Consider the following 26,537-nt stretch of genomic DNA (forward strand, 5'->3'; position numbering starts at 1 on the left):
TGAAAACTGAAGGAATCGCATGATTCAGCGGATACAAACCATGAATGTAACTTACTCACAGCTTATCCTAAGGATAAACACATATTACCCACAGGATATATCCACATATCCACATACTTATTCAATATTTAGTATAAGAACGTATATTCCCTACAATATCTATACACAAGTTTATTCACTTATACACAGTAAATTGTGCATAAATCTAGAGAAATTCACTCCAATACATTGAATCTTTGAAAATTATTTCTATATATAGAAGGATTTTTTTGAAACTGAGAGAATATTTTAAAAGTTCGAAACTCTAATAATTACAAAGAAACATTTATCCAGAAGGGGGAAAACAGATTGAGAAAAAGTATCGTGCGCTATTTTGTTATGGCTTTTATTCTATTATTTGCGTTATCCACATTCCTCACCGGAGTGCAGGCAACTTCCGTTCCCGATAAAAAGTCGCCTGAGCTTGAGAAAGCTGAAATCTACGGTGATATTGATGTGACGTCTGATAAACAGACGACGGTTATCGTGGAACTGAAAGAAAAGTCGCTTGCCGAAGCAAAAGCGGACGGAGAAAAACAAACGAAGGCTTCTCTAAAAACAGCTCGAAGCAAAGCGCTGAAAACACTTAAAAAAGCGAAAGTAAACCGCGAATACGACCGTGTATTTTCGGGCTTTTCTATGAAACTGCCGGCCAGTGAAATTCCAAAGCTGCTCGCCGTCAAGGAAGTTAAAGCGGTTTATCCAAACGCAACTTACAAACCTGACAGCGTAAAAGGAAAAGACGTGACACTTGCAGCAGACGCCATTTATCCACAGATGGATAAAAGTGCCCCGTTCATCGGAGCGGATCAGGCATGGAAATCGGGCTATACCGGTAAAGGCATTAAGGTAGCCGTTATTGATACGGGCGTGGATTACACCCATCCCGACTTAAAGAATAATTTCGGCCCATATAAGGGCTATGACTTTGTGGATAATGATTATGATCCACAGGAAACACCGACAGGCGACCCGCGCGGCGGAGCGACTGATCACGGCACTCATGTTGCAGGAACAATCGCCGCGAACGGACAGATTAAAGGCGTGGCGCCTGAAGCAACGCTTCTTGCTTACCGCGTGCTCGGCCCCGGCGGCTCAGGCACAACCGAGAATGTGATTGCGGGCATTGAAAAAGCCGTTGCAGACGGAGCAAAAGTGATGAACCTCTCATTGGGAAATTCGCTGAACAGCCCTGATTATGCAACAAGCATCGCACTGGACTGGGCGATGGCTGAAGGGGTTGTCGCCGTTACGTCAAACGGTAACAGCGGACCGGAAAACTGGACGGTCGGCTCGCCGGGAACATCAAGGGTTGCGATTTCCGTCGGCGCATCACAGCTTCCGTATAATGAGTATTCGGTGACGCTTCCTTCGTATTCATCAGCAAAGGTGATGGGATACCAAGAGGAAAAGGATCTTGAAGCATTGAACGGTCAAGAGGTGGAACTCGTTGAAGCCGGCCTCGGACAAGCTGACGATTTCTCAGGCAAAGATGTGAAAGGAAAAGTTGCGGTTATCCAGAGAGGCGTCATACCATTTGTTGATAAGGCTGAAAATGCCAAAAACGCCGGCGCTATCGGAGCCGTGATTTACAATAATGCAACAGGGGAAATCGAGGCAAACGTCATGGGGATGGCCGTACCGACCGTCAAATTGTCAAAAGAAGAGGGCGAAAAGCTTGTTCAACAGATCAAAGAAGGGAAACACTCCGTTGTCTTTTCTTTCAAATTGGACAAAAAGCTGGGGGAAACAATTGCCTCATTCTCGTCCCGCGGGCCTGTCATGGATACATGGATGATTAAACCTGACGTTTCAGCGCCAGGCGTCAACATCGTCAGCACCATTCCGACCCACGATCCGAAAAACCCGTACGGTTACGGTTCAAAACAGGGAACAAGCATGGCTTCCCCGCATGTCGCGGGAACGGCAGCCATATTAAAGCAGGCCAAACCGGATTGGACGCCTGAGCAAATCAAAGGCGTACTGATGAATACGGCGGAAAAACTGACGGATGAAAATGGAAAGCCTCTCCCTCACAATACGCAAGGAGCGGGCAGCATCCGCATCATGGAGGCCCTTAAAGCTTCATCCATTGTAACGCCGGGCAGCCATTCATACGGAACATTCCTGAAAGACAAAGGGAAACAGACGAAAAAACAAGCGTTCACGATTGAAAACCTTTCTTCACACAGAAAAGCCTATCAGCTCGAATACTCCTTTAAAGGAACGGGCATCACGGTATCAGGAACGGAACGAGTCGTGGTACCGGCCAATCAAACAGGTAAAGCAGCGGCAAAAGTAACCGTCAATTCCGCGAAAACGAAAGCAGGCACATATGAAGGCACGGTTTACATCCGTGAAGACGGAAGAAAAGTCGCCGAAATCCCGCTCCTATTGATCGTCAAAGAGCCAGACTACCCGCGCGTCACATCCGTAACAGTTGAACCGGGAGCAAAGCAGGGCGCTTACACGATCGAAGCCTACCTGCCGGGCGGGGCTGAAGAGCTCGCATTTCTCGTCTATGATGAAAACCTGAACCTTCTCGGCCAGGCCGGCGTTTACAAAAACCAGGGCAAAGGCTATCAATCTTATCAATGGAACGGCAAAATCAATGACGCCGCATCCCTTAAGTCCGGAAAATACTATATGCTTGCCTATGCATCCGCCAAAGGGAAATCAAGCTACGTATTGACGGAAGACCCTTTTATCGTCGAATAATGACAAGCCTTGTTGAGAACCACTCAACAAGGCTTTTTTATGTTAAAATACGGATAATGCGTTCAGGAGAAGCTCCCCCTTCTCTTCAAAACGTGAAAAAAGCAATCGGAGGACATCGTGTATATGCTTTCTTTTATCGTATTATTCGGCTTATCCTTCATTATTGTCTGCTTTATATTTTTCACGATTTTGTACTTCGCCGTCAACCTGCAGAAGCGCGAGCCCAAGCCTTTTCAAAAAGCTGCGGAGCAAACCGTCGATACCATCATCCTCATTCCGATCAGCTGGCTGTTTACCGCTTTATACATATGCATTCTGTTTATTCTTTTCCCAATCCGCCATTTTCTCGATTTTTTTCAGCAAAAACGCTAAATTGACTGATGAAACGCTTCGGCCAGCAGCCGGTATGAATCCAATCTGTCTTGAAAATCGTGGGTGATCGTCACCGCCATGATTTCGTCCGTTCCGTAAGCGCCGGCCAGTTCAAGCAGCTGTTCCTTTACCTGCTGCGGCGTTCCGATGACCATCCGTTTTCGATTGTCTTCCACTCTCTTTCTTTCATAAGGAGAATATTGATAGGACAGGGCCGTTTCCAATGATGGAAAGCCTTCGGTCACCATCCCCTGTTCATTGGCCAATAAAGAAAAATCCAAGCTTTTGGCAAGGTTCTCCGCTTTCTCTTCTGTCTCAGCGCAAATCACAAATACGGCAACGATCACATTTGGCTGTTCCCCTAATACAGAAGGTTCGAACCTCTCTTTGTACAGTCTGGCCGCCTCTTCTCCGCCTTCACCGTTAATAAATTGAGCAAATGTATATGATGCCCCTGTTTGGGCGGCAAGCCTTGCGCTTTCCCCTGAGGAGCCGAGCAGCCAAACAGCGGGCGCTGTGGCGATGTTCGGCGTTGCGGTCAAGTTGGGAAAGCGGTGATGTTCATCGGCTTGATCGTATAAATATGTGACGAGGTCCTGAATTTGTTCTGGATATTGGTCAGCCATCCGTCTTCCTCCATTTTGAAGGGCCATTGAAGCGATCGGCATCCCTCCCGGAGCACGTCCGACACCTAGATCAATCCTGCCGGGCGCTAGTCCTTCCAAGACGCGGAAGTTTTCCGCCACCTTGTAGGCGCTGTAATGCGGAAGCATGACGCCGCCGGATCCTATACGGATCTTCTCTGTTTTAGCCGCAAGATAACCGATCAGAACCTCCGGACTTGACCCTGCCAAGTTCCTGGAAAAATGGTGCTCAGAAACCCAAAACCTCTTGTATCCGAGCCGCTCCGCCGCTTGCGCAAGCTCCACCGTATGCTGCAAAGCCAGTTCAGGTTTGCTTCCTTCAGAAACAGGAGTCTGATCCAGTATGCTTAATGACAACATCTTTTTCACCCCAAATCTTCGTTTACTTTTTCTGCGCAAAAAGAAATAATAGTATCATGGATAAACTAAAGGAGCTCCCAGTACTGATGAATGAGACGAAGCAAAAAACGCACCCGCCAGCCGTAGAAGAACGCTTTGCAAAAGGCTGTTTATTCGGAATCCTTTTCAGTCTGCCCTTTTGGCTGATGTTTTATCTTTTCCTTCAATACATGCTGATAAGATAAGTCCCCTCCGAGTCGGAGGGGAGGTTCCTTACCTTTTGTTCAAACCTTTTCCTTTAACGAATTCATTCATATACGCACGCGGCGGCTTTTTGAGGCTGCCGGTGATCTGGTCTGTCCATTTGTCAGACCGTTTGCCGTCCGTCCGCTTTTGATAATAGTTTGAAATCGTTTCGTCATATGCGGACAAATGCTTTTCAAACTCGGCATCATCCGCTTGATAGACATTTTCATGATAAATGTGATCAAGCGGCAGACGCGGTTTTTTGGCCGAAGGGTTGGCCGGCTGGCCGACGACAAGCCCGAACAGCGGAAGAACGTATTCAGGTGTTTCAAGAAGCTCGGAGACTTCGTTCAAATTGTTGCGAATCCCACCGATATAGCAGATGCCGAGGCCCATTGATTCGGCCGCTATTGACATATTTTGAGCGGCAAGCGCTGCATCGATGACGCTGACCATAAAGGTTTCCGTCCCTTCAAGAGAAGCTGTAATATCTACACCCTTTTTCCGAGCGATTTTGTCATGCCTGTAAAGATCTGCGCAAAATACAAACAGATGGCCGTTTTTTTCAACATATGGCTGGTTCCCGGCCAATTCCGCAAGCTTGCGCTTCTTGTCCGGATCGGTGACACCGATGATTGAATATGCTTGAATATAGCTTGACGTCGATGCGCTTTGAGCGCTCTCCACAAGCAGGCGAACCTCTTCTTCGGTCAGGAGCCGATCTGTAAAAGACCTGATCGAACGGTGATTTAAAATAGTTTCAATCGTTTTATTCATCCTCTTACCTCCTCAACCTTTATCATATCCAATATCTGCTTTTCTCTAAAGCAAAACGGTTTGGCGGACTGCAGATGGATTCAATTTCATATGGTAAAATGATAGAATTGTCTTACTATTTTCGAATCGGAAAGGGAGATGACGGTGAAATCCGTAATTGAAGAATTAGATGCATTATTTCCGGAAATGATCGAACTAAGGAGACATTTTCACCAATATCCGGAGCTTTCCCATCGCGAGGTCAATACACCGCTCACCATTGCAAATTACTTGGAAAGCCTCGGGATTGGCGTGAGAACGAATGTCGGCGGCCAAGGGGTCGTCGGTCACATTAAAGGCGGCCGCCCCGGCAAGACGGTCGCCTTGAGAGCCGATTTCGACGCTCTGCCTTTACAGGATCAAAAAAATGTTCCGTACCGGTCGACTGTCCCCGGCGTCATGCATGCCTGCGGGCACGATGCCCACACGTCTGCTCTCCTCACAGCCGCAAAAGCCCTGGCAAAGCATCGAAAAGACTTGAAGGGAAATGTCGTGCTGATCCATCAATTCGGTGAAGAGGTTACACCAGGCGGCGCCAAGCCGATGATTGAAGCCGGCTGTCTCGAAGGCGTGGATGCCATTTTCGGCACCCACATCTGGGCTCCGATGCCCGTCGGTCAAGTCGGTGTCAAATCAGGCCCGATGATGGCAGCCGCTGATAAATTTAAAGTCACGATATCCGGGCGGGGCGGACACGGAGGCGCGCCTCACCTAACGACAGACGCTTTAATCACGGGAGCCTCGGTCGTCAACCATCTCCAGCAAATCGTCAGCCGCAGAATCGATCCGACAGAAGCAGCCGTCTTGTCGATCGGAACATTTCATTCAGGCCAGGCATTTAACGTCATTGCCGAAGAAGCGGTCATTGAAGGAACGGTCCGCACCTTTTCAAAGCATGTCCAGGAAACGATCATCGCCGAGATCGAACGCGTAATTAAAGGCGTCTGCGACAGCAACGGGGCCTCGTTTTCACTCGATTATGAAAAAGGCTACCCGCCTGTCGTCAACCATGAAAATGAAACGGACATCGTCCGTCAATGCGCCAAACATGTCGTCGGCCCTGAAGCCGTCATCGAACTCGAACCGAATATGATCGGCGAAGATTTCTCTTATTATCTTGAACATGTCCCTGGATCATTCTTTTTTACCGGCGCGGGCAATCCGCAGACTGGAGCCGTTTACCCGCACCATCACCCGATGTTTGACATCGATGAAAAAGGCATGCTGAACGCGGCGAAAATTCTTGTGTCGGCGGCTCTAGCATTTTTAAACCAAGACTAAAAAGACAGCCTGATTCGGCTGTCTTTTTTATTTAAACATATAGCCTTTATATTTCGTCAGCTGGCAGCTGGCGTTATAAACGATCGCATAGCCGATCAGCGCGGACAATACAGAGCTCCCTCCGTAGCTGATGAACAGAAGGGGAACGCCCGTAACCGGCATCAGCCCGACGTTCATTCCGATATTTTGGAATGTGTGGATGACAATCAGCGCCGTATACCCAACACAGAAAAACGATGCAAACTTGTTGTACGGGTGTATCTTATCAATCAGCACGACAAGCCGGTAAATGAGAAGGAAAAACATGATGACGACAAATGTACAGCCGATAAAGCCGAAACTTTCGCCGATGACGGCATAGATGAAATCGGTTTGGCCTTCAGGAACGTATACTTTCAAATTGTTAATGCCCGTTCCGAAGATTTCTCCTGAGCCGATCGCCGTAACGGCTTTTTCGGTCTGATACGTATCATTCGCGTCCTGCTGGCTCGAATCGACCCATGTCATCACCCGGTTGATCTGATATTGCTGGATATGCAATGTATCCTTTGAAAACTCCGGAAAATTGATCACCAAAAACAGAACGAGCAGTACGAGCGTGATGCCCGATCCCGCGACTATGAAAATCAGCTTCCAGTTCACGCCTGATAAAAACACCATAACGGCGACAAAGAACATGCAGATACCGGCCGTACCGGCGTCCTGCATTAAAATCAATCCGACCGGAACCGCCGACACTCCCGCGATTTTCAGCAACAGGCGAACATCCTCCTGCATCGAGCGCGAGCCTTTCGGACTTGCTTTGGAAATCACCGAAGCCAGCATCATAATCAGGCCGATTTTCATAAATTCCGACGGCTGCAGCGTGATCGTACCAAATTGAAACCAGCTTTTTGCGCCGTTTTTAATCGGAGCGATCGACTCCGGACTAACTTTTAACACGAGCAACGACAAGATGCCGAATAAATATATGTAAATGCTTAACTTTTCAAGCTGCTCCAGATCAAAATAGAGAAAGCCGACGATCACCGAAATGCCGAGCAGATAAAAGAACAATTGCTTTGCCGGATAACCCTTCGGTGAAAAAGACGGCTCCGCAGCGTAAACAGCGATCACACTGATTAAAAAGAACATGGCTAATATAAAAATCAAATCGCCCTGATAATAGGGACTTGTCGTATTTTTCTTCTGGCCCATTATACCCCGCCTTATTTCTTCATCAAAAGCACTAACTTTCATTATAGCATGAACAACCGTTCACATTGCGAAAAAGGGTGAATAAAATAACAGCCCGCATACATCAGGCTGTTATTTGAACATATAGCTTTGATACTTTGTTAACTGGCAGCTTGAATTGTAGACAACCGCGAAGCCGAGCAAGGTTGCTACGACTGAGCTGCCCCCATAGCTGACCAAAAGCAGTGGGACGCCGGTCACGGGCATAATGCCGATATTCATTCCGATATTTTGAAAGGTATGAATGACAATTAAAGCGGTAAAGCCCGCACAGAAAAATGAGGCAAACCTGCTGAACGGATGTATTCGGTCGATGAGCACGACAAGCCGGTAAATTAAGAAGAAAAACATAATGACAACAAAAGTGCATCCGACAAACCCGAAACTCTCGCCAATGACGGCAAAAATAAAGTCTGTTTGCGCCTCAGGTACATAGACTTGAAGATCGCTTACACCATTTCCGAATACTTTTCCTGAACCGATCGCCATTTGCGCCCTTTCGACCTGCATTTTATCGTCGGCATTCTGTTCGCTCGGATTGACCCAGGTCATAACGCGGTTGATTTGGTATTGTTCAACCCCGAGCGCTCCCGCAACATCGGGAAATTTGATGATGACATATAAAATCAAAGCAACGGCTGCAAGACCCGTTCCGAAGATAAGAGAGATCAATTTCCAGTTCACGCCCGACAGGAATACCATCACAAGGATCACAAACGCGACGATCCCGGCTGTACCCGTATCCTGCTCTAAAATCAAGCCGAACGGAACAATGATGATACCGGCGATTTTCAGCAGAAAAATCCAGTCTTCTTTCAACGTACGCTTGCCGACAGGGCCGTTTTTAGACATGAAGGAAGCCAAGTACATGATCAGCCCGATTTTCATAAATTCCGACGGCTGCAGCGTAAACCCGGGAAGCATAAACCAGCTTTTGGCACCGTTGATGACCGGCGCAAACCTGTATGATCCGATATATGCCGGACTGAACTTTAACACGATCAGCATCAAAATGCCGAGCAGATAGAAATAAAAGCTGAGCTTTTCAAGCTGCTCCAAATCAAAATAAAGAAACACGATGATGATGAAGGCCCCCAGTAAATAGTAAAGGGACTGTTTCATCGCAAAGGGTTCATTATATTGATTAAACTGCTGAGCAGCGTACACAGCCACAACGCTTATGATAAAAAAGACAATATAGACAAAAATCAAATCCCCCTGGTAAAAGGGATTTGTAATATTCTTTTTCTGACTCATTCGAAATCCCGCCCTTATAATATGACACAATGAATTAATGCAGGAAGACGGCATCCGCTTCCTCACAAATGATATGACGTACAAAAGAACAAAATGTTTCGATTTTATTGCGAACAAATTCCTATTCTATTTTAAAGGATTTTTCCAACTATTGTCGAATGTGATAAATTCATTGATTTTTGCTTGAAATGTATTAAAATGAGTAATGTTGCATAAAATTAAACTTTTGCCTCCGGCAGAAGTGGTACAGAATCACCAATTCATAAGGAGTTTTTCATTTGGATAAAGCACTTCAAAAGCGTAAACGGCTTGATATCATAAAATTTTTGGTCCCTTCGCTTATCGGAATTATTCTGTTTATGATTCCCGTTAAAATTGAAGGAAATTTAACGATTCCAATTGCTGTTTTTTCAAATGCATTGCAGGAGCTGCTTCAGCAGCAATTGCCGCTGATCATGACGGTCATCGTAACCGCAACATTTATCTTAACCTTTATCACCAAAACCTTTCATCCGGCTTTCATCAAAAAAAGCGAGTTTTTCTATAACCTGCTGAATGTATCTTTATTTTGGTATATCGTCCGCCTAGTCGGCATGATTTTCGCCGTGATGGCGTACTTTAAGATCGGACCTGAAGCGGTGTATGCCAAGAGTACCGGCGGAACATTATTATTCAGCCTGCTTCCCGTTCTCTTCTCCGTCTTTCTATTTGCAGGCCTTTTTCTGCCGTTTCTGTTGAATTTCGGCTTGCTCGAACTGTGCGGCGCTTTGATGAAAAACCTGATGAGGCCTGTCTTTAAGCTGCCGGGGCGGTCATCGATCGATTGTATGGCTTCATGGCTCGGCGACGGCACGATCGGCGTGCTCCTGACGAGCAAACAGTATGAAGAAGGATTCTACACGAAGCGTGAGGCCGCCGTCATCGGCACGACTTTCTCAGTCGTCTCCATCACGTTTTGCCTTGTGATTATTTCACAGGTTGGCCTTCCTCATATGTTCGTTCCGTTTTATTTGACGATATTGCTGGCGGGTGCCGCAGCTGCGGTGATCAGCCCGCGGATTCCGCCTTTATCAAGAAAGGCTGATACTTATATTACAGATCAAGCGGATCAGGATCAAGAGAAGATTCCCGAAGGATACACTCCGTTCCAATGGGGGCTCAGCCAGGCTGTCGCAAAAGCAAAACAAAATACAAGCGTCAAAGATTTCTTGCAGGACGGGGCTAAAAACGTACTCGATATGTGGATGGGCGTCGCTCCCGTCGTCATGGCGCTCGGCACAGCCGCGCTGATTGTCGCTGAATATACGCCGGTTTTCAAATGGCTTGGACTGCCGTTCATTCCTCTTCTCGAGCTGCTGCAGGTTCCTGAAGCCGCTGAGGCCTCACAAACGCTTGTCGTCGGGTTTGCCGACATGTTCCTGCCGTCCGTGCTCGGAAGCGGCATTGAAAGTGAAATGACCAGGTTCATCATCGCCTGTGTATCGGTTACACAATTAATCTACATGTCCGAAGTCGGCGGCCTTTTGCTAGGTTCCAAAATCCCGGTGACGTTCCTTGACCTCGTCTTGATTTTTCTCGTTCGGACGCTTATTACGCTGCCTGTCATTGTACTGTGTGCCAACTTTATTTTTTAGACAAATAAAAGGCTCCCGGCGCCAAATGCCGAGGGCCTTTTTTGTTTAGAAAAAAATCGTTGATCCAAGGGGTCTGCGGCCTTATCGTACGATCCGCCTGTCCGCTTCTTCGCTTCCCGTAAGCCTGCCGGCCTCGTATAGGAAACGCGCGGTTCTTGGCTAACTTTCGCATGATCAATCTCCTCCACGCATTTTCGCTATTCACTTCTTCTCCCCTTCACCCTTTATGTCCTAACTGAATCACCGTGAAAATTGAGCCGATAGTTGGAGCGGAAAATGCTTTCCAGTATGTATCATTTTTCGAAGAACGTGGTATAATAAATGTAACAGAATGTTCACAAAATATTCTCCAATTAGACACAATTGATGTTTCATTCCGCTTTTTTTGACAGCGCTATCATTATCGAAAGGGGCTGAAAACGCATGGATATGTTTTTCGCTTACTTGCTGATTGCAAGCGCCACTCCTTTATTTTTATGGCTGGACAACAAAAAGGTCGCAATTTCTTCTATTCCGCCCATCATTTTAATGTGGGTATTCTTCTTTTTCTATATGACCAGCAGCCTTTCTCCTACAGGACACTCTCTCATGATCGCACTCTTTATTCTCAACGTTGTCATCGCCCATGTCGCCGCTTTCATCATCTACGGACTTCCATTGATCCGGAAGCACATGAGCCGATAAAAAAAGTGCCGGTTTTTCCGCCGGCGCTTTTTTGCTGTTAAACGCAACTATAGATCAAAGTTAAATGTTGAATGCGAGTAATCTTTGATGAATGTTTGATACCGGCTGCTGAAGTCAAGCAGGCGGTATATTTTCGATTTTTCCGCAAACCGCTTATGGTTGTCTCTGGCCGGATAATAAACGGACATGCCGCTTCCTCTTGGATGCTCCGGAGATTTGATGTTCATGATGACAGCCTTCTTGACGGATTTTACGACCTCTTTTGCTTCTTTCTCGGCTCCGATCTGCTGACCGATCAAGCTTGACAAATCCGCCAAATCAACCATATCCGATTCATCTGCATAATCTTCAGCAGCGAGACGCGCGTAGTGGAGCAGGCGCTTTCCGTCAGGCTCTTTCAATGCCAGGTTCATGTTTACGCTCAATCTGTCGAGGGCATCGACAGCGTCTTTGACACGGTTCAATTGAATTAAAGACTGCTGCAGGTCTTCTGTTTCACCGTTTTCTTTTGACTGCTGTACGTAGCCTGCAGCGATTTCCCTGCCAAGCTCTTTCGGATCGATTGAAGGGTCGTCTTGTACAGACTGCAGCGCCCTTTTATAATCCCAGCCGTTTTGATTCGTATAGTCGACTGAAGCCAGCATGTACTTACCATAATCCCTCAAGGCATATGCCGTTTCAATCCCGGCCATTTTGCAGTTGTCAAAACCGATTAAATCAAACTTTTGCTTCGTATGTTCATAGGCCGTTTTGATTCCCGACTGCAGCTCGCTTATTTTCATTTTCTTATTGCCGAAGTTTTCGTCTCCCCCGTAGCCGTCAACTGAGCCAAGCCCATGCCCCCAAAAGATCAATACATATTTTTTAGCCGGATATGTTTTGACTCCCCATGTGATAAAATCTGTGACGGAGCCGGGACTGTCCATATTTTTCTTCCCGACATTTTCGAGGGGCACCAGCTTCTGATGTTCAACTTTCCACCTCTGATTCACCTTGTGACTGATCGACGGGTTCGCCCATTTTTTTGCTCCTCCTGTCTGAAGAACGACATTGACGTTTGAAGATGAACCCGCATCCATCATTTCCTGAATGTCATCGCTTGCCATATGAAAATCGCTTTCCATGTCAGAACCAATCATATAAACAAGAATAGTATAGTCGTCCTTTTCTTTTAATAGAGCGGCTGGTGCCGGCTGAAAAAAGGCGAATGAAATAACGGAAAACAAAATCCATTTGATCAAGTTCATCTTCTTATGCTCCTTATTTAAGATTCCGGGAAATAAATAAGAGAGTAGTAGCAGTCTTCGTCCGGCTGTTCGTGTTCCAATGAATACCCGACGGATCGGAAGCACGCTAAGCACCTCTTGTTATCCTCTTCAATTCCGGCGAACCATTTGTTGATCCGGCTCATTTCCGGCAATGCCATCGTCCTTTTGATGAGCGCTTTTCCATATCCCCCTCCGCGCAAAAACGGATCGACTAAAAGGGCAATGTTCCCGGTCAAGTCCTCCTCAACTTCAACCATGACAACGCCGACAGGCTTGCCGTCCTCTAAAGCCGCCCATACCCGGTAGTTTTCATTACCGCCTGCAAAATTGAACCATTCGTCAAGAGGGAGCATCCCTTCCAGCCGCCTTTTCACCTCTGCATCCTCAAACCAGGTCTGCAGCCATTCAATATCTTCTTTTCGAAAAAGACGAAGTTCTTCTATATTGCTCATTGCTTTCTCCTTTATTGCGCGTATTTTTCAGCTTGCAGGCGATAAAGCTCTGCGTACTGTGCCTGATTTTTCATCAATTCTTGATGGGTTCCGGCCTCCGCCACCCTTCCTTTTTCTAAAAAGATGATGTGGTCGGCAAAACGGGCCGTGCTTAACCGGTGCGAGACAATAATGACTGTTTTGCCCTGCGTCAGCTTTTGCAGCTTATCAAATATCTCTTCCTCAATAAATACATCCAGCGCAGAAGAGGGTTCATCAAATATTAAAATGTCGGCAGACTCATCACGCATAAATGCGCGGGATATGGCGATCCGCTGCCATTCTCCCCCCGACAAATTCCTGCCGCCGAACAATCTGCCAAGCTCTGTTTCATAGCCGTCTTCAAGCTTATGCAAAAACTGATCCACTCCGCCGAAAGCCGAAGCACTTTTTATTTTGGCCAAGTCGGTGCATGAAGAAATGTCGCCCAGACCGATATTGTATTTCAATGTCATTTCGTACCGCAAAAAATCCTGAAACACGGCCGCGGCATTTGACCGGTAATGCTCTATATCATACTTATAAAGCGGTAAACCATTATACGAGATCGTGCCTTGATTGGGATCAAAATAACGCAGAAGCAATTTAACGAGTGTGCTTTTGCCTGATCCGTTTTCTCCCACGAGAACGGTCGTCTTATTCAATGGAATATCAAGCTGTTGAATATCAAGTACCGTTTTGGTTCCATCATAAGAAAATTCCACTTGATCACATGTAAATCCTTTTTGCTTTTGAACAGCTGGAGCGGTTTCCCCATTTTCCATGGAATTTTTGCTGTTTAAAAAAGAATGCACATTTCCGAGGTGCCTCGTTTCTCTTGCTCCGATCGCAAAAGCAGCGAACATTTCATTGATTCCTTCATTGAACTGAACCGCGGCTCCGATAAACAGCATCACATCCCCGATGGATAATCCCCCATGAAAAGCCTGGTGAACGATGTAAATCAGGACGGCACCTGCGGCCAAAGATTGTAATACCGACCAGAACAGCTGATACAGCGCCAGTTTTTTTTGATCGTTGGACAGCGTATGGAGGAGCTCCATTGAGGTGTTTTTATAAAAGGATTTAAAAAAAGGAACAAGATTGTATATCTTGACCTCTCCGGCTGTTTCAGACATAAGAGGGACACCTGCATAATATTCCGCGCGCCGCCTCAGTTCCTGAACCTCTTTCCGTCCTTCAAAGGTCGCGTTGTTTAACTTCGCCTCCCAGTACAGTTTGGGAACGGCCAATATGAGAAACAGCAGCGGCACCCACGGTGCAGCCATGCCAATCAATAAACTGCTGGCTGCAATCATCACCATTCCGCCGAAGGTTTGAGACACGATGGAAACCCACATCGTGACAAAATATTCATTATAGCGGATGATTTGTGTATTGGTATGAAAAGATGCGTCTTCAAAAGCCGCGATATCAGGAATGGAAATTGCCTTTTTCATGAGCATTTCATCAAGATAAGCTTCGAGCTTGGCGGTAAGGAGCCTTTTCTGCATTTCAGCTACAGGCTGAAGGGCATCTACGATCAGCGTAAAAGCAATGTATGCAAAGGCCGCCCAAACCAGTGCATTCCAAGAAGACAGCTCAAACGGCGCCCGTGCAATCTCATCGATCACCTCTGCACTCAGCCAGACTAGGAGAGGTCCGAGCATTGCATTCAGCAGTGTAATTAAAAACAGAACCGCCGACTTAAAAGGATCGCAGCGCCAAAACAACGTTAAACCGTAAAATATGATGGAAGCGGTTTGAGGCAGCTTTTTGAAAAACGAATAAAATTTCAGCAATATACCTCATCCTTCCCCTGAAACGATTTGGCCTGCATGCGGAACATTCTGCTGTATTCCCCGTTCTTGTCCATAAGTTCCTGATGGCTTCCCTCTTCTGCGATTCTTCCGTTTTTCAAAACCAGTATGCGGTCAGCCATCTTTACCGTACTGAACCGATGGGAAATCATGATCACCGTTTTTCCCTCTGTGAAGCTTTGAAACTGCCGGAAAATATCATATTCAGCCCGAATATCCAAAGATGCGGCCGGCTCGTCCAATATGACAAGTCCGGCATCTTTCATAAACGATCTGGCTAAAGCGATCCGCTGCCATTGGCCTCCAGAAAAATCGGTGCCGCCCCATTCAGGGCCGATCATTGTTTCCAGCCCTTCAGGCAACTCTTCGACAATCGGTTCCAGCTTGGCGGCCCGAGCGGCGGCGCGAAGTTTTTCTTCATCGCCTAAAGCTTCCGTTCGGCCTATCGCGATATTGTGCCGGAGTGACAATTCGTATCTGCCAAACTCCTGAAACACGACCGCCATTTTGTTTCTCAGCTGTTGAAGATCGACCTTGCGGATGTCTTTGCCGTTCACTTTAATCTCACCCTCATCATACTCATAAAAACGGCAGAGCAGTTTGATGAGCGTTGTTTTCCCAGATCCATTCGCCCCTACAATGGCAATTCTTTCTCCCGGTGATACTGAAAAGCTAATTCGATTCAGAACATAGCCTGTGTGCATGTCATACGATTCAGGCTGTTCGTCTTGTCCCCGCATCTCTTCATCTTCAAGCTCATCGAGCATATCCAAGTCTTCCTCATCCACATCAGCTTCATTTACCCGGGAGCCGGCAGCCGCTTCTCTGAAAGGATAGCGGAAGGTGACATTTTTGAATTCGACTGCCAGCGGTCCTTCGCCCTCGAGAGATTCGCCATTGGAAGGAAGCCTGATATCCTTTTCGGCGTTCATAAAAAGAAAAAAGTCTCTTCCCATTCTCCATATATCCAACGTATCTGCACCTTCTTTGGCGATATCCCGGAGTGCCGTTGATAATTGGAACACGGCCCCCAAGTACAGCGATATATCCCCCACAGAAAAACTGCTTGAATGGGATTGGGACAGAATCCAAAAGTACCCCAAACCCGTTCCCGCCCCCGATAAGAAACCCGTTAAAACCGACCAGCGCGCGCTTCTGACCTGAATATTCCGCAGCACAGAATATAGGCCTTTAAAAGCAGATTGATATAAATCAAGAAAGAAAGACCCCAGGCCAAAAAGGCGTACTTCTTTGGCCGATCGTCTCCCGAGCAGAATGTGGCGCGCATATGCGGCCCTCCTTCTTACAGGGGCATAATCCTTGTGATATTCCCACTCCATTTCATTGTAATGATTATGGACAAAAGCAAATGGAGCGGTCGACAAAATAAGGATGAAAGCAAGGACGGGCGACAGATAGGCGATGATCAAAACGACGCCCGCCAAAGACATAACGGCGGTCACCAAGTTCGAACTGATATTAATGAATTGGGAAGGAAGCCATGTCGAACGATCCCGCAGTGTTTCCAGCCGGTCCCTGTACTTTGGATCCTCAAAAAAACGCATCCCCGGAATGCGGTCAAAAGCGTCGATCAACAAACTGTTGACTGTGATCATCGACCTCTCAGAAAGCATTGCCTTCACCCATTTTTCCAATGATTTAACGACACTGACCATGACCAGGCTTCCCGCATAAATGACAGCCCATATTTCTGCATAGATGACGGCTTCCTGATCGACAATGCCGTCGATCATTTGCTTTGAAGCGTACAATTGGATTAAAGGTGCTCCGGCTTCGATCAGCATGAAGATAACCATGCAAATCATCAGCCGCGGACCGGATTTCCAGACCATTTTCCCAAGCAGGCCCGCCGTTTGCAGCGGCTCTTGAATATGCTTCATCTTCCACACATGCTTCACCTTCATTTTCTATACCTATTGTGGTCATTGATACGAGTATATTTTGGCTTTCTCCGGCGTATTGACGGTTTCGATATCAGCCATGACCCTTGGCTTTACCGGACGGCTCCGGTCGAGAAGGTGCTCCTTCCCCTTGGATGCTTCTCTTAGCCATATTTCCAAGTCAATAACAGATCTCATGTACTGATAGCCCATGCCCAGATCATTATTTGGATCTTCAGAGCGGATAGCCATAGCCAGCAAGTGTTTCCACCATATATCGCGCTTAATGATGCCGAGTTCTTCAACGAAGACGCGCTCTCCCGGCTCAAATAACTGAAGAACGTGTCTGCGGTCATTCATAAAGCTTTTCCTGGCCATATGGGCATATGTTGTTTTCGTTGATCTGTTATAAACATAGGCAGGCAGGATATCGGTGAAAGATTTGCGAAGAAGCATTTTAGAGCCTGCATAATGTTCTTCAAGCCCTTTTAAAACATCAAAATGCTGTTCAGGCGGTACAGAAAATGAGAACTCGATCAGCCGCCGGTCCAAAAATGGATGGTACGTATGCAATGTCACACCAACAGCATCCATGTACCTCGCTCTCGGCCACAAAAAGTCATAGTGAAACCTCTTGCCCCACACTGAGAGCTCCCGGCTTTTTCGATAGCGTAGATGATCCTCTTTATTGATCTCCCATTCTCTCTTTCGGTGTTCTTCAGTGAAATATTCAGGCAGCTCATATTCCGTATCTGACCACAGCAGGTCGTAATAGAGCTTTTCTCCAATATAAGGCATGAAAGGGGCGATTCCGTATTGAAATCCGAGCTTCAGCATCTCTTTCATGCTGCCGCCTGACCATTCGCGAAGCAATTTGTAGATTTCAGAAAACCGTCTCTGCCGAAGCAAGGAATCGATCACTGACACTTCTCCGCTAAAAATGAAATCCCCGCCCTCACCTGTAAGGACAGACGAGGCACCATACTCCTCAGCGATCACTGTAAAAGTCTCATTAACCAGTGAATTGGCTCTCGGATCAGGACCGTCTACAAACCAAAGCGGATCACGCCCAATTTCCGCGTTTGGAATTTTGGCTGTAGCGTCTCCAAGAATGATCAGGCCGGGGATATCCATATCTCGCATCATATTCTTTACAAGGTCCCTGTCGTGGCTTAATATCATGTCGGGTTCGGCAAATGATATATTGACGGCCAGCAGCTGTTCCTTGCGTCCGCCTGCAACTGCGGCGGCGGTTACGGCAGCTGAATCCAGTCCGCCGCTTAATTCGACAATATGCCTTTCATCCTTTAAACGATCTGCTGTCACTTCCTGAAAAAGCTCCCGGAACCTCGGAACAGCGTCTCCAGCAAGATCTTTCTCGTTTAATAGCTGCGGAAGCCCCCAATAGCTGTGCACGTGAACCGCTTGATCCCGGCCGAGAAAAGCGTAGGACGCCGCAGGCACTTTGCGTATTCCTTTAAAAAACGTCCGATCTTCAAAGCCGTTTTCTCCTACAGCAAAGCCCGAAGTAGGAAACATTCTGCACACATCTTGATCGATCGCAAAAGGAATGTCATGAACAAGCAAAAGGATGCGCATGTCATTCGCTGCATACCATTCTCCTTTCGGACTGACCCAGTAGTAAACCGGACGGGTTGCGTATGTATCAGTCGCCAAAACAAGGCTATGCAGACTGTCATCCCACCAGACCATCGTATATTCGCCATGCGAGTGAGACAGCATGGCAGCTTTGTCCTGCTTCAATGATGCGTACAGCTTGTCATATTGCTCGATCTTTCGGGTGCCATCCGATTTTGCGTTAAGACCGCCGCTGATCCAGCCGTCTAAGATGACGGGGTGCAAAAGATTTATTTGAGTTGAAGGTCTAAAAGCTTCATCGTATCGGATATGCGCTTCAGCCATGTTTGCGATCCCGCAGCTGTAGCTGTGAATCCGTTCCGCCCGTCCCCATTTCTTGACGGCGGAAACCCACTCTTGCCATAAAGCGGTGTTGTTTCCCTGCATTCCAAACCATATTTTCATACTAGAGATAACACCCACCTTTCAGCGTAAGCGCTCATCTTATATGTCTGTAAAACTTTTAAATTCTTATTTTTATGATTCGGATCGATCGATTTGCCGTTTTCCATTTGAACCCACGCGTGAGAAAACAGCTTGTCATCAATTTTCTTGACCCCGATCATGAGATCAGCATCAGACCCATTGCTGAATAATATAGATTGAATCGTTAATGCAATAGAAACGCATGAAGTGACCAAATGGTCGTCTTCATCAAGGGAATACAAATATTCGCCGTTCCGGTGCAGTTCGTCTATATCAAGAAGCCCTGCACCTCTTTGCTTTGCGCTCGCATACAGCGGAAACAGGTGGATCGCAATTTTTTCATAAGCTTCTTCAAAGTCATAATTTAACAGCATCATACGTACAAAAGCATGAACGGTTGTAAAATATTCGTGGTTTTTGACAAGCGCTCTTTTTTTCATCAGCTTTTATCCTCTATTTTAATGAGCTTATGATGTGTCAGTTCCTGTATCGCCTCATTTAATATCGCTGATAGTTCTTCTTCCGTCTGATCGAACGCCGATTGCCACTTGATCAGAATATCTTTTTTATCCTTTCGCTCATTTTCAATTTCGATCCACAGCTCTTTTAAAGCCCCTTCCAATCCGAAATACTGCCCATTGTCCAGGTTTAGGACGATGCATTCATTTTCCAACACGGTTGTCGCTGTCTCTTGATTTCGAATAATTTTCAAAGATTAGACCTCCCCGGTATGCATGATTTCAGAAAAATAAAGGAGAAGAGAGCCGGCAAGCTCTCTTTCAGCACTTTATGCATGATGTTCTTTCCACGCCCTCGTTATCATTTCAGCGCTGGAGCGTTTTAAAAAGAGCCTGCAATGCGACGATGCCCCTGAATTTACCAACTGATCACATGAATCAGATTATCACAGGACAATATTAAAAAAACCGCAAAAAACTACCGAAAACCGACATGATTAGCCAATGGCATCAATGGGCCATTATTACGGGATTTATTCGGAGGAAAAAGAAAAAGAGAGCCTATCGACTCTCTTTTGCAGGGAAAAACGAATATATACTTTGTCTATACTTTCTGCTTGATCAAATTAAGCATCGTCCCTTTTTTTACTGCGCAGTACCGCGACGTTACTTTGAGCTTTTTATAGATTTTGCTCAAGTGATACTCTACGTTCCGCGTCGACATTTGCAGGTCTGCTGCGATCTCTTTATTTGTTTTACCGCTGGCCACCTTCTGCAAAATATCCAGTTCTGTGTCTGTTAAATGCTCGTCCACCGAGAGATCGGAGTCGAGTCTCAGTTTTTGCAGCAAGCCGTCGGGAAATAACACAGCCCCTTTTAAACACAATAAAATACTCGAAGCTATCATGCTGTCTGTATACGATTTATCTATAAACCCTTTAACTCCGGCCTCGATCAACTTATTAAAATATGAGTGAATTTCATCTCCCGAAAACATAATGATAATTTTGGATTGAGGTTCGATTTCCAGCGTTTTAAGAGACAGTTCCAACCCGTTCATCCCCGGCATTTTTAAATCATAAAGAAAAACGTCTATATGTACCTCTTGGTTTTTTAAGAGGTCGAGAGCTTCATTTCCTTCGTGGCAAACGATGACATCCATATTATATTTTTTTAATATTTCCTTCATTCCGGATGTCAGAACCCTGTAGTCGTCTACTAACAACACGCGTATCATCAGTAACACTCTCCTTAAATCAGTTTCCTCCGAACAAATACCGCAATAAAAACCCCATGAATAGAATTGAAGGATGATGTCGGGTTTTAGTGCCTTTTTGTGGTTTTTACCACTATATTCTATGATAGCATGATTATGTAATCAACTGGAAGTAATAAGGAGGTGACACAGATGCGCAAATTGGAAAGTGCTCAAGTTAAAAGCTATGGTTCATTCCTGACTGTTACTCTTTCTAAAAAGAGCAAGCCGGGCGACGGCAAATTCGGCCGCGGCGTAAAACGCGGTTAAGAGTGTATGAAAAAGAGTGCGGATAGTTGAAATCCGCACTCTTTTGCCAATCAATTAATGTCCGCTGTGCTCAGAATGTTTTGCACCTGGAGAACCGCCCTCAGGGTTGTCTCCGTGATAGTTGTGAGCAGCGAAGATCCAGACGGAACCGGCAATAATCGCAACCGCAATAAACGCGGCAAACAGCGTATTCCCGACTTGGATTTTGCCGCTGTCACTCTCAGTCATATGCATAAACATTAAGAGCTGAAGTCCAGCTTGAATGATCGCAAAACCGAAAATAATCCACAGCTTTGCAGCCATGCTTAAATCCGTATAGATCACCCACAAGGCCAATAAGGTCAGCACAATGGACAACACGAACCCGACAATATGCTTCCAAGGAAAGTGGCTGTGTTCAGCCGATTGTTTTGCTGCCATTATACATTCACCAACCCTATCAAATAGACACCGGTAAAGATGAAGATCCATACCACGTCTAAGAAGTGCCAATACAAACTTGAGATAAACAGCTTAGCAGACGTTTGCGGGGTGAGGCCGCGCTTTTTCGTCTGAAGCAATATGCCGATAATCCAGAAGATACCAATCGATACGTGCAGTCCGTGGGTTCCCAATAGAACAAAGAATGCTGACCAGTAAGCACTTGTCGATAAAGTGGCACCTTCGTGTACATAATGATTGAACTCATAAAGCTCATAGCTGACAAAGCCAGCACCGAGCAACAGGGTAATGATCATCCAGATCATCACGCCTTTCAAACTGCCGCGGCGCATTTCATGCACTGCAATGCCGCATGTGAAACTGCTCGTTAACAGCAGGAACGTCATGATTAAAACGAGCTTCGCGTCGAACAGTTCTGCCGGCAGTACGCCTCCCGCTGTTCTGTTATGAAGAACAGCATAGGTCGCAAATAACGTAGAGAATAAAGCAATCTCCGCTCCAAGAAAAATCCAAAAGCCAAGGATATTCAACCTTCCGATTTCAGAACGGTATTCCATAGGAGCGTTAGAATTGCTGTGTTCTGCATGTTCCATCAATCCCGCCTCCTTTACTTGGCATTCTTTCGTTCAGTCTCTTTTATTTCCTCAACACTTACATAGTAGCCGTCGTCATATTCAAATGAACGAAGAATCATACAGAGGAATACACCGATCAGACCGACGATTCCCATCCAGAACCATTCAAAGACAAGCCCGAATCCAGCAAATCCGAAGCATAATGACATGATAAACGGACGGCCTGAATTGCTCGGCATATGAATCTTTTTAAACTTGCTTTCAGGATGAATCTCGACATTGTCTTCCTTCATTTGCGCAAATGCGTCAGGTGAAGTGACCTCAGGCAGAACCGCAAAGTTATAGTGCGGCGGGATCGCAGAAGATGTAGCCCATTCAAGCGTGCGACCCATTCCCCAAGCATCTCCTGATTCCTCGCGTTTTGAATGACGGAAGCTGTAGAAAATGTTATAGCAGAGAACGATGAATCCTGCGGCCATCAGCAATGCGCCGAATGTCGCAATCATGTTCAATGCAGTCCAGCCGTCTTCTGCTCCGTATGTGTAAATACGGCGAGGCATTCCCTGCAATCCAAGGAAATACATCGGGAAGAAACAGATGTTAAAGCCCGTCATGAACAGCCAGAAGAACCATTTTCCGATGCGTTCGTTCAGTTTGTGACCGAACATTTTCGGATACCAGAAGATCAATCCGGCGAAACATGCAAACACAGTACCCGCGATCAGCACGTAGTGGAAGTGCGATACGAGGAAGTATGTGTTGTGATATTGATAATCCGCAGCTGCCATCGCAAGCATAACGCCCGTAACACCGCCGATGACGAAGTTCGGAATAAATGCAAGCGACCACAGCATCGGCGTTGTGATTTTAATTCTGCCTCGATGCAGCGTCAACAGCCAGTTAAAGATTTTAACCCCGGTCGGCACCGATATCGCCATTGTCGTAATCGAGAAGAACGAGTTGACCGCCGCGCTGTTGCCCATTGTGAAAAAGTGGTGCAGCCAAACGATAAAGCTGAGAACCGAAATCGCCACAATGGAATAAACCATCGCTTTATAGCCGAACAGCTGCTTTCTCGCAAATGTTGCAATGATTTCTGAAAAAATACCGAAAGCAGGCAAAATAACGATGTAAACCTCAGGATGTCCCCAAATCCAGAACAGGTTCGCCCATAGCATCGGCATACCGCCGTTTGCCAAAGTGAAAAAGGCTGTTCCGAACAAGCGGTCAAATGTCATCAGCGCCAAAGCCACTGTCAAGACAGGGAAGGCGAAAATGATAATCACACAAGTGATCAGCGTTGTCCAAGTGAACATCGGCATCCGCCATAGAGTCATGCCTTTTGTACGCATTTTCAGGATGGTAACCATAAAGTTGATCCCGGTGAGAAGCGTACCGATACCCGCGATCTGAAGTCCGAGCAAGTAATAGTTCTGTCCAGGTCCAGGACTCAGCTCGTTGCCTGCAAGCGGCATGTAAGCCGTCCATCCTGCATTCGGCGATCCGCCGATGACGAATGAAATGTTAAACAGCATCGCTCCGACCATGAAGGTCCAGAAGCTCAAGTTGTTCAAGTAAGGATAAGCAACGTCCCGCGCACCGATTTGAAGCGGTACGACCACGTTCATTAACCCAATAAGAAACGGCATCGCCATGAAGATGATCATGATCGTACCGTGAGTCGTAAATACTTCATTATAGTGGTTGGAATCTAAAAAGCCGTTATTAGGAAGCGTGAGCTGGGCACGCATCATTAACCCGTCGACACCGCCGCGGAAGAACATAATGACTGCGGCAATGATGTACATGATTCCTAAACGTTTATGATCGACGGTGGTAATCCACTCTCTCCAAAGCCATTTCCATTTTTTGAAGTATGTCAGCACAAATACGATTGCAATTGAAGTAAGCAAAATGGAAATCTGTGCTCCAAGAATTAATGGGTCACCTGTAATTATGAATTCGTCCCATTTCAAATTCATGCAAGCTTCCTCCTTTCCTAGTGAGAATCTTGGTCTTCAGATTGTTTTTGATCTTTGTTTGTCTTTACGTTTTCAAACGGATCTGATTTAGAGTGCGGAGACAACGGTTTATAGCCCAGTCTTTCGCGCGCTTTAATGGCGTATTCCGCATCATTTCCGTGATTAACGTACTTCAGGTGTGTAGATGAGAACGTCATTTCGTCCGCATGCTGAGGAAGCATCAGTTCATCGTACTGGGTTTTCGTCAGCTTGGGAGCTTCTTTCTGCGTTTTCTTCACCCAGTCATTAAACTTGCTTTCAGATACCGCATTGACATTAAACTTTTGTTCTGCAAAACCTTCGCCTGTGAAGTTTGCATTTCGGCCTTTATAAGTACCCTCATGGTCTGCCTGTAAATATTGCTCCATTTCCATTCCGGACATGGCGTATTTTTGCCCGCCAAGCTGCGGAATCCACAGAGATGCCATAGAGTCGGCAGATGAGATTTTAAACAAGATCGGTCTGTCTGTCGGGATATTCAAATAGTTGACCGTTTCGATATCCTGTTCCGGATAGCTGAATACCCATTTCCAATCGACAGATGTAGCATATACGACCAAAGGTTCCTTGTCCTTTGATGCTTTTGGAGCCTCTTCTAGAGAATAAATTGTTTGAACTGTCGGCACTGACAGCGCAATAACAATTAAAATCGGAACCACTGTCCAGACGATTTCTAAAAATGTATTGCCTTCTACTTCCGGGCTGTAAGGAGACTTTCTGTCTTTACGCTCACGGTATTTCACAATCATCACAGTAAAAAGGACAAATACGACCGCTACGATAAACAGCATAAATCCAATCGATAATAGAATAAGATCTCTTTGCTGCGAAGCAACCGGTCCTTTAGGATCCAATACCGCGATTTGACTGCAGCCGCCCAATAAAAAAACGGAGGAAAGCAGAGTCAGCATAATCAGTGGTTTAAATGCTCTGAACAAGAGGATCACCATCCTTCCTTAATGATGTCTAAAATTTGGTCAGAATATCTAAGATAAAAGGATTCTGAAAAACTTTTTTCTTCTACCTTGCTATGCTATCAAAATCTTCACCAATTAGCCTTATTTTTTTCGATTGTTCACCTTTTTTTCACCCAAATGTCACAAAATCGTCAAAATTTGTTCATGATATTATGAATAACAAAGGAAAAAGACTGGTAATTTTTTAGTTCTTTTTACACACATAGCAAGCGCTGACAAATCCCTCCGGAACAAAAAATCTGTCAAATTTAGGTTTACCACAATAAAAAACTTTGGTCAATCATTAATTTCACATTGTTAAATTTTTTCATGGTGAATCATTATCCTTCTCCCTTCCTTTTCCCTGCTGACAACCGGTTTTAAACTAAAGAACATCAAAAAAGAGCTTTCTTCTGTGACTGAAAGCTCTTTTTTATCCTATATAATAGGCGTTATCGCATTCTAGCTTTGATAGCCGTTCGGATGTGCTTTAAACCACTTCCACGCGCTGTCAATGATCGTTTCCAGTTCGGCGTACTTCGGCTGCCATCCAAGCTCTTTCACCGCTTTTTCCGAAGAGGCGATCAGCTGTGCCGGGTCTCCTGCGCGGCGCTCTGCAACCTCCGCCGGTATCGGACAGCCTGTCACTTTCCGGGCAGTTTCAACGACTTCTTTGACTGAGAAGCCCGTTCCGTTTCCGAGATTGTATACGGCGCTTTCTCCGCCGTTTCGAAGCCTCTCGACAGCGAGAATATGCGCGTCGACCAGATCCATCACATGGATGTAGTCTCTGATGCACGTGCCATCCGGAGTCGGATAGTCGTCGCCGAAAATCATAATCTTGTCCCGTTTGCCTAGCGCGACTTGAAGAATGATCGGAATCAGGTGCGTTTCAGGCTGGTGGTCCTCGCCGATCAAGCCGTCTACATGCGCCCCGGCAACATTAAAGTAGCGAAGGACGACATGACGGATTCCGTATGCCTTTTCAGACCACTTCAGCATTTTTTCAATTGCAAGCTTCGTTTCCCCGTACGGGTTTGTCGGATCCGTCGGATCTGTTTCCATAATCGGCACCCGATCCGGTTCTCCGTATGTTGCAGCGGTTGATGAGAAAACAATTTGCTTCACATCGAACTCTTTCATGACCTTTAACAGGCAAACAGCTCCGTAAACGTTGTTGTCATAATATTTGAGAGGATCTGTTACGCTTTCTCCAACCAATGAATCGGCCGCGAAATGCATGACAGCCTCAATGTCGTTTTCCTGAAACACCTTTCTTAGAAATGCTTCATCGCGCAGATCTCCATTATAGAAAGAAGCTCCCTTTAAAGCCGCCTCTTCATGTCCAGTTTGCAGGTTATCAATAATTACGACATCTTCATTGCGGCTTAACAGTTCCGCTACAGCATGGCTTCCAATATAGCCCGCCCCTCCGCATACTAATATTGCCAATTCATTTCTCTCCTTTCAGCGGCGTTATCCTTCTATTTTAAAATCTATAAAACGCCTGTGAATCTCTTTTTCAAACAAAGATGATATATTTGCTTTTTTCATTTTACCACCTTCAGCATTTTCCGGCTTGTATTTTCATCATTTCTTCAAATAAAAAGTTGGGGGAAAAACGAATTGAGAGACCTTCATTCCATTAAATACCTTACAAGGAATAGTTCGGGTTTTTATCCATATCAATGGTTTTCTCTTGGTGAATCAACGCGATTTTGAGGCAAAAGCTATACTTTTTTCACTGCATTTGAAACCAATGTTCTTTTTTT

The 26,537-nt window shown here is 45.9% G+C and carries 22 protein-coding genes; 5 read left to right on the top strand and 17 right to left on the bottom strand.

Features of this window, described 5'->3' with window-relative positions:
* Positions 1 to 348 precede the first annotated feature (348 nt).
* Both TRNA_RS41270 and TRNA_RS41275 read left to right on the top strand, forming a co-directional pair.
* Positions 349 to 2,757: a S8 family peptidase gene (locus TRNA_RS41270; RefSeq protein WP_009329814.1), complete on the top strand. Its 2,409-nt coding sequence runs from the start codon at positions 349 to 351 to the stop codon at positions 2,755 to 2,757.
* A gap of 123 nt (positions 2,758 to 2,880) precedes the next feature.
* Entirely contained in the window at positions 2,881 to 3,129 is a 249-nt protein-coding gene (locus TRNA_RS41275; RefSeq protein WP_011198408.1) for a hypothetical protein, read from the top strand.
* Here the strand turns inward: TRNA_RS41275 and TRNA_RS41280 are convergent.
* Together TRNA_RS41280 and nfsA are read right to left on the bottom strand one after the other, a co-directional pair.
* Positions 3,126 to 4,133 carry an LLM class flavin-dependent oxidoreductase gene (locus TRNA_RS41280; RefSeq protein WP_003186163.1) on the bottom strand — a complete coding sequence of 336 codons (1,008 nt, stop codon included), beginning with the start codon at positions 4,131 to 4,133 and terminating at the stop codon, positions 3,126 to 3,128. The two genes, TRNA_RS41275 and TRNA_RS41280, sit on opposite strands and share 4 nt — an antisense overlap.
* 252 nt (positions 4,134 to 4,385) lie before the next feature.
* Positions 4,386 to 5,135, bottom strand: coding sequence for an oxygen-insensitive NADPH nitroreductase (nfsA, locus tag TRNA_RS41285; RefSeq protein ID WP_003186165.1), 750 nt, complete (start codon positions 5,133 to 5,135; stop codon positions 4,386 to 4,388).
* Positions 5,136 to 5,279: 144 nt separating this feature from the next.
* Between nfsA and TRNA_RS41290 the strand changes: the two genes are divergently transcribed.
* Positions 5,280 to 6,455: a M20 metallopeptidase family protein gene (locus TRNA_RS41290; protein WP_003186166.1), complete on the top strand. Its 1,176-nt coding sequence runs from the start codon at positions 5,280 to 5,282 to the stop codon at positions 6,453 to 6,455.
* Positions 6,456 to 6,482: 27 nt separating this feature from the next.
* Here TRNA_RS41290 and TRNA_RS41295 read toward each other — a convergent pair whose 3' ends face one another.
* Positions 6,483 to 7,652 (bottom strand): FtsW/RodA/SpoVE family cell cycle protein, encoded by a 1,170-nt coding sequence (locus tag TRNA_RS41295; protein ID WP_003186168.1) that lies wholly within the window; start codon positions 7,650 to 7,652, stop codon positions 6,483 to 6,485.
* Positions 7,653 to 7,763: 111 nt separating this feature from the next.
* Positions 7,764 to 8,948 carry an FtsW/RodA/SpoVE family cell cycle protein gene (locus tag TRNA_RS41300; protein WP_003186169.1) on the bottom strand — a complete coding sequence of 395 codons (1,185 nt, stop codon included), beginning with the start codon at positions 8,946 to 8,948 and terminating at the stop codon, positions 7,764 to 7,766.
* Between the two features lie 278 nt (positions 8,949 to 9,226).
* Between TRNA_RS41300 and TRNA_RS41305 the strand changes: the two genes are divergently transcribed.
* Both TRNA_RS41305 and ywcE read left to right on the top strand, forming a co-directional pair.
* Positions 9,227 to 10,582, top strand: a complete 1,356-nt coding sequence (locus TRNA_RS41305) for a YjiH family protein (RefSeq protein ID WP_003186170.1) — start codon at positions 9,227 to 9,229, stop codon at positions 10,580 to 10,582.
* Between the two features lie 423 nt (positions 10,583 to 11,005).
* The gene (ywcE, locus tag TRNA_RS41315) at positions 11,006 to 11,266 is read left to right on the top strand and encodes a spore morphogenesis/germination protein YwcE (RefSeq protein ID WP_003186174.1); all 261 of its coding nucleotides are present in this window, start codon (positions 11,006 to 11,008) and stop codon (positions 11,264 to 11,266) included.
* A 47-nt stretch (positions 11,267 to 11,313) separates the two neighbouring features.
* Here ywcE and TRNA_RS41320 read toward each other — a convergent pair whose 3' ends face one another.
* The 13 genes from TRNA_RS41320 to galE form a co-directional block, all read right to left on the bottom strand.
* Positions 11,314 to 12,513 (bottom strand): clostripain-related cysteine peptidase, encoded by a 1,200-nt coding sequence (locus TRNA_RS41320; RefSeq protein WP_011198409.1) that lies wholly within the window; start codon positions 12,511 to 12,513, stop codon positions 11,314 to 11,316.
* 17 nt (positions 12,514 to 12,530) lie between these two features.
* Complete coding sequence (locus TRNA_RS41325; protein WP_003186178.1) at positions 12,531 to 12,986, bottom strand: GNAT family N-acetyltransferase; 456 nt, start codon at positions 12,984 to 12,986, stop codon at positions 12,531 to 12,533.
* Positions 12,987 to 12,997: 11 nt separating this feature from the next.
* On the bottom strand, positions 12,998 to 14,806 hold the full coding sequence (locus tag TRNA_RS41330; RefSeq protein WP_003186181.1) for an ABC transporter ATP-binding protein: 1,809 nt from the start codon (positions 14,804 to 14,806) through the stop codon (positions 12,998 to 13,000).
* On the bottom strand, positions 14,800 to 16,725 hold the full coding sequence (locus tag TRNA_RS41335) for an ABC transporter ATP-binding protein (RefSeq protein WP_016885673.1): 1,926 nt from the start codon (positions 16,723 to 16,725) through the stop codon (positions 14,800 to 14,802). The genes TRNA_RS41330 and TRNA_RS41335 overlap by 7 nt, the downstream gene beginning before the upstream one ends.
* A gap of 42 nt (positions 16,726 to 16,767) precedes the next feature.
* Complete coding sequence (locus tag TRNA_RS41340; RefSeq protein WP_003186185.1) at positions 16,768 to 18,768, bottom strand: asparagine synthase family protein; 2,001 nt, start codon at positions 18,766 to 18,768, stop codon at positions 16,768 to 16,770.
* A complete protein-coding gene (locus TRNA_RS41345) occupies positions 18,765 to 19,229 on the bottom strand; it encodes a lasso peptide biosynthesis B2 protein (protein WP_009329822.1) in 465 nt (154 codons plus the stop codon). Before TRNA_RS41345 ends, TRNA_RS41340 begins: the two co-directional genes overlap by 4 nt.
* On the bottom strand, positions 19,229 to 19,501 hold the full coding sequence (locus tag TRNA_RS41350) for a hypothetical protein (RefSeq protein ID WP_003186189.1): 273 nt from the start codon (positions 19,499 to 19,501) through the stop codon (positions 19,229 to 19,231). The genes TRNA_RS41345 and TRNA_RS41350 overlap by 1 nt, the downstream gene beginning before the upstream one ends.
* A gap of 350 nt (positions 19,502 to 19,851) precedes the next feature.
* Positions 19,852 to 20,484 carry a response regulator transcription factor gene (locus TRNA_RS41355; RefSeq protein WP_003186191.1) on the bottom strand — a complete coding sequence of 211 codons (633 nt, stop codon included), beginning with the start codon at positions 20,482 to 20,484 and terminating at the stop codon, positions 19,852 to 19,854.
* Positions 20,485 to 20,826: 342 nt separating this feature from the next.
* Entirely contained in the window at positions 20,827 to 21,192 is a 366-nt protein-coding gene (gene qoxD / locus TRNA_RS41360) for a cytochrome aa3 quinol oxidase subunit IV (protein WP_003186195.1), read from the bottom strand.
* Positions 21,192 to 21,806, bottom strand: a complete 615-nt coding sequence (gene qoxC / locus TRNA_RS41365; protein ID WP_003186197.1) for a cytochrome aa3 quinol oxidase subunit III — start codon at positions 21,804 to 21,806, stop codon at positions 21,192 to 21,194. The genes qoxD and qoxC overlap by 1 nt, the downstream gene beginning before the upstream one ends.
* A 14-nt stretch (positions 21,807 to 21,820) precedes the next feature.
* On the bottom strand, positions 21,821 to 23,770 hold the full coding sequence (gene qoxB, locus TRNA_RS41370) for a cytochrome aa3 quinol oxidase subunit I (protein WP_003186199.1): 1,950 nt from the start codon (positions 23,768 to 23,770) through the stop codon (positions 21,821 to 21,823).
* 17 nt (positions 23,771 to 23,787) lie between these two features.
* Positions 23,788 to 24,756 carry a cytochrome aa3 quinol oxidase subunit II gene (gene qoxA, locus TRNA_RS41375; protein ID WP_003186201.1) on the bottom strand — a complete coding sequence of 323 codons (969 nt, stop codon included), beginning with the start codon at positions 24,754 to 24,756 and terminating at the stop codon, positions 23,788 to 23,790.
* Between the two features lie 471 nt (positions 24,757 to 25,227).
* Positions 25,228 to 26,217, bottom strand: a complete 990-nt coding sequence (galE, locus tag TRNA_RS41380) for a UDP-glucose 4-epimerase GalE (protein WP_003186203.1) — start codon at positions 26,215 to 26,217, stop codon at positions 25,228 to 25,230.
* Positions 26,218 to 26,537: the final 320 nt, after the last annotated feature.

This window comes from Bacillus licheniformis DSM 13 = ATCC 14580, from assembly GCF_000011645.1.
Taxonomy (GTDB): Bacteria; Bacillota; Bacilli; order Bacillales; family Bacillaceae; genus Bacillus; species Bacillus licheniformis.